This window comes from Flavobacterium eburneipallidum (assembly GCF_027111355.2).
Classification (GTDB): Bacteria; Bacteroidota; Bacteroidia; order Flavobacteriales; family Flavobacteriaceae; genus Flavobacterium; species Flavobacterium eburneipallidum.
The window spans coordinates 2345278-2356243 of sequence record NZ_CP114291.2 but is presented as its reverse complement, the minus strand read 5'-3'; the positions used below and the strand labels follow the sequence as shown (position 1 = coordinate 2356243).

The following is a 10966-nucleotide window of genomic DNA, read 5'->3' as shown; positions in this document are numbered from 1 at the left end:
TTGAATGGGGTAATTTTACTTTTTACAAGAGTAAAGAAAAAACTTCCTCAATAGATGTTGTTCCGTCTTTTATTAGCGATAAAGCATTTTTTTTCAGTGTGAAAATTTCTTTTTCTTCTATATAATGGTCAATTGCTAATTGATTGTTTTTAATTAAGGATGATAGTTCATTGTCAATAGGAATAATTTCGTAAATGGCTTTTCTACCTGAATATCCAGTATGGTAACAGTGTTCACAGCCTACGGCTTCGTGATGATTTTGGAGTTCTTCGGGTATTTCGAAACCTGTGGGAAATAATTCTGTACTGACTGGTTTCTCTACTTTGCAATGATTACAGAGTTTTCTAACCAAGCGTTGGGCAACACTTATGTTTAGTGTGCTGGCAATCAAAAAAGAGGGAATTCCCATATCAATCAATCTGGAAACTGTAGCCCAGGCAGAATTGGTATGTATGGTTGATAAAACCAAATGCCCTGTCAAAGCAGCTCGAATAGCCATATTGGCTGTATTCACATCTCGTATTTCCCCTACCATAATGATATCTGGATCTTGTCTTAAAAAAGTTCGAAGTGTTGAAGCAAAATCTAAACCTATGTTTTCACGTAGCTGCACTTGATTAATTCCTTCTAAAGTATATTCTATCGGATCTTCCACCGTTAATATATTCGTATTGGGAAGATTTAGTTTTTTTAAGGTAGCATACAAAGTGGTTGTTTTTCCAGAACCTGTAGGTCCTGAAATCAAGACGATACCATTTGGTTTCTTGATATTCTCCAAATAAGTTACTAACTCCTTTTCAGTAAATCCAAGGGCATTAATATCAATATGGCTGGTGTCTTTGCTCAAAATTCTTAAAACTACCTTTTCTCCGTGAAGTGTGGGTAAAATGGAGACCCGAATATCAAAATCCTCACTATCGGTAACAATGGTTATTCGTCCATCTTGAGGTAGTCGTTTTTCGGAAATATCGAGCTGTGCCCTAATTTTAATTTTATTAATCAAAACGGGATATTCCTCTGTGGCAATATGGAATTGCTCTTTCAACTTTCCATCCAAACGGAAACGTACCCTAGCATTTTTCTCATAAGGTTCAAAGTGAATATCACTGCTTCCAATTTCTTTAGCATTCACCACTATTTTTTCTAGAAAATCTACCGAATAATGAATACTAGAAATTGTATTTGAGGCTGATTTTCGATAATTAGTACTTAAATATCTATTGATATTTTCTGTCGTTTCTGCCTCTAGTTGAGTAGGAAAACCTAGTAATATAGACAATTCTGCCTGTAAATTTTCTAAATCAACTACATCTGTTTTTAAAATGAGTTTTGTCCCTACTTTGTCCACAGGAATTATCCTGTAGTGATAGGCTTGTTCTGCCTTGACAAGTTGTTGAATGGTTATGGGAATATTAAAATCAATCATCTTTAATAAGCATATAAAAAGTTGGATTCCCAAAAGAAACTAATTCCATAAACAGTTGCAAAAAACAACGACATATACCCCGCAAGCGGAACTGTTTTTTCCGTTTGCTTGTATCGAATTGTAAAATGCAATAACAAAGAAAACACTAGTGAAAAAACAAAAAGGATTAAAAAGGAAACTATTGAAAAGGAAAAAGAAATAGAAACAAAAAACAGTAAATCGCCCAGTCCAAAGACTTCTTTTAGTAAAGGTTGTTGCAGTTTATATTTAGCATACAAATAACTTACTGCTAATAAGAGTGATATAAATGCCAAATTAAAACTCGTATTGATAAATGCGGGATAAACTGATACTGATTTAATTTGTAAAACAAACACTATTGCTCCTATGATAGGATATAGAAACCAATATACTTTGCGGTCTTTGTAGTCCTGAAAAAAGACAAGAAAGAAAACTACAATCAATAAAAATTTTAAAATCCACATTAGTCTTGGATGATTTGTTTTGGAACTCCATTCTGATCAATTTCCCAAACGTTAAACACACCATTGCCATTAAAATCAGTCAGTGCAGTGGCTTTTATTTTGAATTCAGTATTGGAAGATTGTACAATTTCATAAGAATAATTAGCACTCCCACTTTCTTTAACCGTTTTTGGAACTTCAAAATCAATCTCTGAAAAATTAGAACTGTACTTCGAATACATGAAATAATATTGCTTTTCAGCATTGTAAATCGCTTTCAATTGTACTTGCGCTTCCACGCTTTTAGCTTTAGTAATTAAGGGCATCAAATTAGGCAAAGCTATCAATAATAGAATCCCAATTATAGCCAATACAATTAGCATTTCCTGAAGATTGAATGAAGGAATTTTTTTTGACAACTGTTTTTTCATATGTTGATATTTATTGTTCTTTATCGGTCATATGTAATTCGCATATTAGCATTGGTTTTTGCATCCAATTTTGAGTCATGCTCATTTCATAACAACTAAAATAAATCAATTGATAGCAAATATATATTTTTTATTTATAAAAGTAAAGATTTTTCTTAATGCAATGATTTATATTTTTTGTGAAAAATATTTTTTTTCGTAGATTAAATAATTGTTATGAATGAAAAAAATTATTAATTATTTGCAAAATTATAAGAAATATTTCGTAAGATTGCACTTATATAACTTGTGTTTTTTGAAAAAATAATTTTTTTGCATAGTATTTTAGTTTTGTAACTGAAAAATTTATGAAAAGGTCTAAAATAAGCAAAAGTTATTAAATAATCAATTAAATTAAAAATTGAAGATAAATGAAAATTAAATTATTATTAGCTGTTGGAATATTGAGTTGGAGTATGTTCTCTCAACAATCTCCAGATACACAATTGCAAAATTTTGCTCCTAGGACACCCGAAGCTACAGCTTTTTTAAAATATGGAGAATATCCTGTGAATTTGTCATCAGGTGTTCCTAATATTTCTATTCCTCTTTATACAGTAAATATTGGAGGATTTACAATGCCTATATCTTTGGATTATCATGCTTCTGGAATAAAAGTAAGTCAAGAAGCCACGATGGTAGGGTTAGGATGGAATTTGAATGTTGGAGCACAAATCATTTTAAGCAGTAGAGATGAAATTGATGAAAATAATTCAGAAATTGATAACTTAAATATAAATGTGTTTAACAATTATTTTAACAATCATCCCTACGCATTCAACAGTCCTTTGCTTTTTGATTATCAAAAATCAAAGGTTAAAGATTTATATGTTTTTTCATCTCCAACAGTAAATGGAAATTTTTATATTAATAATTTCAATAATAATGATGTTGTTGTTTTTCCTCCAGACGCATTCAAAGTTGAACTATTAGGAGCAAACAGAGCTAACCTTTCTTTCAAAATTACCGATAAATTAGGGAATATTTATATGTTCAATAATACAATAGAAAAATCACATCGATGGTTAACACACCATGATTATTATATAGGGGCATGGTATGTTGATCAAATTACAACACCTAAAAATGGAAAGATATATTTTACTTATCAAGATGATGGAGAAATTGTTGAAAACAGTATTTCTGAATATCGAGAAATAACCGATGAAGGTAAAAAATGCGGATGTTCAAATTCAACTTTCCAAAATAACTTAATTAGTCCTATTAAGCAAAGTCTTGAAAAAACATATACTAACACAAAAAAACTTAAAGAAATAAGTTTTAATGACAATCAGTCTAAAATAGAATTTATTCTAAAATCCGGTAGAGAAGATTTGATAAATCAAAATAGTCTTTTAGAAAGCATTAAAATACAAAATAAAGCTGATGGAGTAGAGTCACAAACATATAATCTCATAAATCAAATCTTTTTTGAATACTCTTATTTTAATTCAACTTCAACAGGACCAAATTCGTATAAATCTAAACGATTAAAATTAGAAAGGATATTTGATTTAGACGAAACTAACATCCATAGATTCGTTTATTCTCAGATTAATTTACCCGCAAAAGATTCTAAGTCTCAAGATTATTTTGGATACTATAATGGAGCTACAAACTCTGATATGATTCCAAAACATTTTATAAACAATACCACAATAGGCAACGCAAATAGAACTGTTAATGATAACGCTACACAAGCGGGAATATTAAAAGAAATTCATTATCCAACAAAAGGATTGACTAAATTCAATTACGAAAACAATACATTTTTTGGAGTTGATGAATTAGACAAGTATTCTGTAAAAAACGAATCTTGTGTTGCAATTGGTTCAGGTCCAGCAAATAGTCCAGCAGAGCCTTGGGAAGAAGGAATGGCTTGTCCCAATCCAACATGTATTGTTTATAGTAGTGTTAGTTTTAATGCAAATAATGCAAATGGCGCTTTAAGTTATAATATAAGAAACAACGGAAGCACAAGCTCTGCTGCAATAAAATATAAATTTTGCAGAGTTACAGTTTATTCAAATGGAAATCTAGTTCATGATTCGGGAAAGAAGAATGTAAATTTTGATGGTCAATTGAATATTGGATTAAACGGCAATTGTATTATACAATTAGAAGCTTACGGATCTGGTATGCATATTAGTGCTAGTATGAGTTATGTTGATAACGATACATCATTAAAAAATGTAAAAGGTCCTGGATTAAGAATACAAAGTATTGAAAATTATACTAGTAATAATACTACTCCTGACTTAAAAAAAACATACGATTATAGCGACAAGGACGATAGTGCAAGAACTAGTGGTAAAACTATTAATCCTTTAGCTTTTAGTTTTGTTTCAAATCGCTTTTCAAATTTCACTACTGGAATTTGTCCTAGTGATGACCATGCAATTATCCCTTTTGTCGATTTTACCAAGACATATAATGTTTCTTCTCAATCAAAAAATAGTAGTGAGTCCAATAGTGTAACCTATAAATTTGTAAAAGAGATAATTGTAAATACTACTAATCCAACTGAAAATGTTTTTAGTAGTTATGAGTTTACTACTGATGAAGACTGGATACTGCCCAATTTTAATATCCAAATAAATCAAAACTGGAAAAGAGGAAAAGTAATAGAGAAAAATGATTATAAATCTATAGGTGCTCAAAGTTTCATAGTGAGAAAAGAAAAAAACAATTATTTTGAAGATAATTCTAAAATTAGTTATTATTCTGGTTTCAAGTTTGTAAAAAATTCAACTATTGATGTTAATGAAAATATTGGCAATCCTTTGCAAGCTCCTAATTCTATCTCAACATTGGGTAGTTGTGGAGTTCCGCAAAATGTTTATGAATCTTATTTGTTGTACAATTATAATTACCCAATGCCTTGGTTTTATCAAAAATCATCAGAAACAACAGATTATTTTTATAATTCGAACAATGTACTTACTAGTTCTTTGGTAAATAAAACAGACTTCTTTTATGATAATCCCAACCATTTACAACTCACAAGGGAACAAAGAACAAATAGTAATAATGAAATTATAACTACTAAATATCATTATCCTGATGATTTACTTAATATTCCATTAATGACAACATTAAAAGATCAAAATAGAATTGGAGAAGTAATCAAAACGGAAAGTTTTAGAAATATTACACCACTATCTGCAAAAAATACAATTTACAAAAATTGGGGAAATAATTTAATCGCTCCAGAAATTATCCAAACTGCTAAAGGTTCTGGTAATTTAGAAAATAGGATAATATATAATGTTTTAGACAATACTAATGGTAACCCTAACGAATTACAAATGATCGATGGAACAGTAATAGTTTATATATGGGGCTATAATAAAACCCAACCTGTCGCCAAGATTGAAAACACAAGCTACAGTAGTATTAATCCTAGTTTGATAAATGCTGTTGAAACTGCTTCCGTTACAGGTACAGAAACAAATTTGCTAGATGCTTTGACTAATTTACGTAGTTCGTTACCCAACGCCATGGTAACCACCTACACTTACAAGCCACTAATAGGAGTTAGCACGATAACCGACTCCAAAGGCGATACGGTAACCTATAATTATGATGCTTTTGGTCGTTTGCAAAACGTAAAAGACAAAGACGGCAACATCCTATCTGAAAACGAATACCATTATAAAAACTAATCAAGCGAAATATGAAAAAAATACTATCCCTATTCGTTTTCTTGCCTATAATGGTTATTGGACAAACCCAAACGGAGAATTACGTTAAAAACACCACTTATAAAGTAGCAACTGCAACAAGTATCCCCACACCAACTGCCCAACAAGCCACACAAACTATCACGTATTATGATGGATTGGGTCGTCCCATTCAGCAAGTGGCACACCAGCAATCTGGAAGCGGAAAAGACATTGTTACTCCCATTGAATATGATGGCTTCGGACGTCAGGACAAAGAGTATTTGCCATACGTACCCACAGCTCCAGCCTCGCTGGATTATAAACCCTCTGCATTGGCTGATGTACTTACATTTTATGATGATGTCAAATATGATGCTGATTTTCCGGGTATGAGTACGAGTAATGCAAATCCCATTATTCAAATCAATCCTTATTCTCAAAAAGGATTTGAAGACTCTCCGCTGAACAGGGTATTAAAACAAGCAGCACCCGGTAATGATTGGAAGCTAGGCAACGGCCACGAAATAAAGTTCGAATATGAAACCAATACCGATGCAGATTTAGTAAGGCAGTTTGGCGTTTCTTTTGTGAATGGCAATACCGAAGCTCCACATTTAGAGGATAACGGTATTTATGCTACTTCTCAATTGTATAAAACAGTAACCAAGGATGAAAATTGGATGCCTAACCAGACCTATCCTAGTGATCATACCACTCAAGAGTTTAAGAACAAAGAAGGGAAAGTTGTCTTGAAACGTACTTTCGATGTCGGAAAATGGCACGATACTTATTATGTGTATGATGATTATGGTAATTTAACTTATGTATTGCCCCCAAAATCATCAACATATAAAAATATACTTCAACAAAATTGGATTGGAAAAAGCTATTATTTTGAGGATGTTCAAGAGTTATTCACTTATGTTGATTATAACGACATCAGTTTTAACTTTTCTCCAACAGGTAATTTATATATTAATATCTATGCTGAAGATCCAATAATCCAACTCAATAGCGGACTTGTGATGAATTTAGATTTTATTAGTCCCTCCTTGCCAGATGTAAATTTAGGCAATATGTATTTTGAAAATGGAAACCTAGCAGGCAGTGCCTACATCCAGTCAGGGAAACTCTACTTTAATTCATCAGGACTTGCAGACACTGTTTCGGATTATTTTTACGGTAATTTGTTTGTTAATTTGCAAAATTTCAATCCACCTCCAATTAGCCAAAATGAGTTAGAAAATTTAATCTACCAATATAAATACGACAAACGCAATCGACTTATAGAAAAGAAACTACCAGGAAAAGAATGGGAATATATTGTATATGACAAACTCGATCGCCCTATTCTAACACAAGATGCCAATTTAAAAACTGCTAACAAATGGTTGTTTACGAAATATGATGTCTTTAGCAGGCCAGTATATACAGGAGAATATGTTAATACAGCAACTGGACAGACCACACGAGCTGGAATACAAGCCTTGGCAGATAGTGCAACTAACTTATTTGAAACCAAACAAGCTGCAAATACCATCAACGGAACTACTGTATATTATAGCAACAATGCTTTTCCAAACATCAATAATACAAACATAAACCTGTTTACTATCAATTATTATGATGATTATAATTTTGATTTGAATGGAGGTAGTTCAATAACATCCTATAGTATTACGCCAATCACTAATACTAAAGGCTTGGTAACAGGAAATAAAGTACGTATTTTAGATACAACAAATTGGACAACTAACGTAATGTATTATGATAGCAAAGGCAGACCAATTTACAACTACAGCAAAAACGATTATCTACTAACTACTAATACCGTAAAAAGTCAATTGGATTTTGTGGGTAAAGTTTTAGAAACCACCTCCACACATCAAAGAAACAACGGAGCTGTAATAACTTTAGTAGATAACTTTACTTATGATAATGCTGGTAGGCTTCTCAAGCAAACACAATCCATTAATGGAGCAACAATACCCGAAGTAATTGCAGAAAATGTTTATGATGAACTTGGGCAACTTATTCAGAAAAAAGTAGGTGGAAAGGCAAATCAAAATCGTTTGCAAACCATTGATTATGCCTACAATATTCGGGGCTGGCTGAAAGGAATAAATGATAACGACACAAGTAATAATGCCATAACGATGGGATCAGGAGATCTATTCGGGTTTCAGATTAATTACAATAATCCCTCCACAGGAGTAGCTTTATACAACGGAAACATTAGTCAGACCTTTTGGAAAACTGCCAGTACAAATAACAGCAGTTTAAAAAATTATAATTATTCTTATGATGCCTTGAATAGATTTAAAACAGCGACTTATGCTGAAAATAATGTTGTGAATAATAAGTTTGATGAAATGATTTTTGGTTATGACCGTAATGGAAATATAGAGCAATTGATGCGTAATATGCAAAGTGCAACCAATTCAAATTCATTTTCAACTATCGATTATTTAACTTATAGTTATGATTCAGGAAATAAATTACTGGAAATTGGCGATGGTTACGGACTTTCTACAAATGGAAAAGAAGGATTCAAAGATGGTAGTATTAATACAATGCCCGGATCAGGAACTGAATATTATTATGATGCTAATGGTAATATGACATTTGATGCCAATAAAGGTATCACATCCATTGCTTATAATCATTTGAATCTGCCTAAAGCAGTTACTATCAATGATGCTGTTTCTAATTTTGGCAGTATTGCGTATGTGTATGACGCAACGGGAGTTAAATTACAAAAAACGGTAAATGATATTGGTGCCACAGAACCCAATACCTACTATGCAGGTAATTATGTGTATAATGAAGCTAGTCTAAAATTCTTTAATCAACCCGAAGGCTATGTAGATTGCAGTTCGGGGAATTTTAATTATATTTACCAATACAAAGATCATTTGGGGAATATTAGATTAAGTTATACAAATCCTAATGATAATTATCAAAGCATTTTGAATAGTCAGTTTACTACTGATTATGACAATTGGGGAGAGAACGGATCTGTAGGTTCTTCATTAGAAAATGGTAAACTAAAAGTAAATGTTAATAGTAGTTGGGAAGGTGTTGTAAATTATTTAACAGGTTTTACAACTGCACCAGGGGAAAATTTGAAAATAAACGTAAAATTAGATAAAGGTAATACACTTTCAAAAATTAGAATTTATTTTCAGGAATTTGACGCAAATGGAAATTTCTTGCAGTATGGTATGTTAGCTCATGATGCACCAACGGGAAATAATACATACAACTATACCGTTGCAAATGGTACTCGTCTATTCTTGCGAATAGATAAAGACGATACAAACACATCAACTGAAACTTATTTTTATGTGGATGAAGTGAGTATGACAAAAGGAGCTTTACAAATTGTAGAAGAAAACAACTATTATCCATTTGGTTTAAAACACAAGGATAGTAACAATGTGATTACTTCTACCAATCCTGGACAAAAATATAAGTACAACGGAAAAGAACTGCAAGATGAGTTGGGACTTAATGTTTATGATATGGAGGCGAGGAATTATGACCCTGCACTTGGTAGATTTATGAACATAGACCCTATGGCAGAATCGTATTACCAACACACTCCATATAATTTTGTTGGTTCAAATCCAATTGTTAGAACTGACCCTACAGGAATGGATTGGTACACAGATGCTAAAGGGAATCAAACCTATAATGAAAACCTGACTAAAGATAATGCTTCTTCAATACTTAAAGAGGGTCAAAATTATAGCGGAACAACAGCAACAGAGAATGTTTCAAATGATGTGGGAAATTATACCCTAACCTATAATGCTGATGGTAGTATTTCTTCTTCTAATAGTCCTCAAGGAAATTCTACACCAATCAGCAATATTACAGAAGCAGAAGCATCTCAACCAATGGCACTTGCAGTAGCTACAACAATATTAACAGCTGTTGAAATAGATATTCTAACTCCTGATCCAACTGATTTAATGCCGCAAAAATGGGTTGTAGATGGAGTAGCTTCAATAATCGCAGCAGGTATAATAACTTATTATTCAACAGATAGTTATTCTTCTTCTACTCCCTCAACTACTATTGGACATTATGATTCAATGAGTCAAAGAGGAAGTAATAATGGGAAATTACAAGATGACGAATTAGAATCAATACGAGCTAAAAAAGCTGCTGGCACAGCCTCTAGTTCTGACTTACAAAAATTAAAAAAGCACGAAAAAAATACAGGACAAAGAAGTTCAAGACAAAGTAAAGATAAAAAATGATAAATGATAAATTAACTGATATTGATAAGTTACCTTTTGATAAGGCGGTAAGAATTATTGAAGAAAATTGCAGAAAAAATATAAAATTTTCACTGTCAGACATAGAGTTTATTCTAAATCTCGAAGAAAAAGAATTAGTAAACATTTTTTTTAATGAGTATAAAAACTTTAAGAAAGAGGATTTTTTATTTATAGAAAAGTTTATAAATGAAAACTTAATATCTGAAAACAAAGATTTTATTTCAGATTTAATTTATTTTGCCGTAGACTTTGGGCTTGATTTAAATTATGAAAAAATATTATCTTTTTTAATAACTGAAAAAGAAGATTTAGATTGTTTAGTTTTAGCGTGTTTGGAGTATATTAATATGAATATTAAGTTTTTGTATATTGAAGAAATAATAAAAAAATTAGAATATGTTATTGAAAACATTATTTATCATCAAAATGAACAATTATTAGCAAGCTTAATTTTATACAGAATAACCTATAAATCTAATTATTTGGATTTTATTCAAGAGTTAATTGGATTTGATAATAGTAATTTGAATTTTTTAAACAATATTTTACAAACAAAACCATACGATAAAGATTATTTTAATTTAACTGACTTTAGTAAGAAAATAAACACAGATGGCGCAGAAATGAAGTAAACATACTTGTGTGGATAGCG

The 10966-nt window shown here is 31.4% G+C and carries 6 protein-coding genes; 3 read left to right on the top strand and 3 right to left on the bottom strand.

The window, feature by feature from the left end; genetic code table 11:
- Positions 1 to 22: 22 nt before the first annotated feature.
- Genes OZP15_RS09865 through OZP15_RS09855 form a run of 3 tightly spaced genes read right to left on the bottom strand, consistent with a single transcriptional unit; the run spans position 23 to position 2321 of the window.
- On the bottom strand, positions 23 to 1426 hold the full coding sequence (locus OZP15_RS09865) for a GspE/PulE family protein (protein WP_281335998.1): 1404 nt from the start codon (positions 1424 to 1426) through the stop codon (positions 23 to 25).
- 2 nt (positions 1427 to 1428) lie between these two features.
- On the bottom strand, positions 1429 to 1911 hold the full coding sequence (locus OZP15_RS09860; RefSeq protein WP_269225295.1) for a general secretion pathway protein: 483 nt from the start codon (positions 1909 to 1911) through the stop codon (positions 1429 to 1431).
- Positions 1911 to 2321 carry a type IV pilin protein gene (locus OZP15_RS09855; protein WP_281335997.1) on the bottom strand — a complete coding sequence of 137 codons (411 nt, stop codon included), beginning with the start codon at positions 2319 to 2321 and terminating at the stop codon, positions 1911 to 1913. Before OZP15_RS09855 ends, OZP15_RS09860 begins: the two co-directional genes overlap by 1 nt.
- A 410-nt stretch (positions 2322 to 2731) precedes the next feature.
- On the opposite strand from OZP15_RS09855, the gene OZP15_RS09850 reads away from it, so the two are divergent.
- From OZP15_RS09850 to OZP15_RS09840, 3 genes are read left to right on the top strand one after another with little or no spacing between them, the layout of a single operon-like run.
- Complete coding sequence (locus OZP15_RS09850; RefSeq protein WP_281335996.1) at positions 2732 to 6025, top strand: RHS repeat domain-containing protein; 3294 nt, start codon at positions 2732 to 2734, stop codon at positions 6023 to 6025.
- Positions 6026 to 6036: 11 nt separating this feature from the next.
- Positions 6037 to 10293, top strand: a complete 4257-nt coding sequence (locus OZP15_RS09845) for a DUF6443 domain-containing protein (protein WP_281335995.1) — start codon at positions 6037 to 6039, stop codon at positions 10291 to 10293.
- Entirely contained in the window at positions 10290 to 10946 is a 657-nt protein-coding gene (locus OZP15_RS09840) for a hypothetical protein (RefSeq protein ID WP_269225287.1), read from the top strand. The genes OZP15_RS09845 and OZP15_RS09840 overlap by 4 nt, the downstream gene beginning before the upstream one ends.
- Positions 10947 to 10966: the final 20 nt, after the last annotated feature.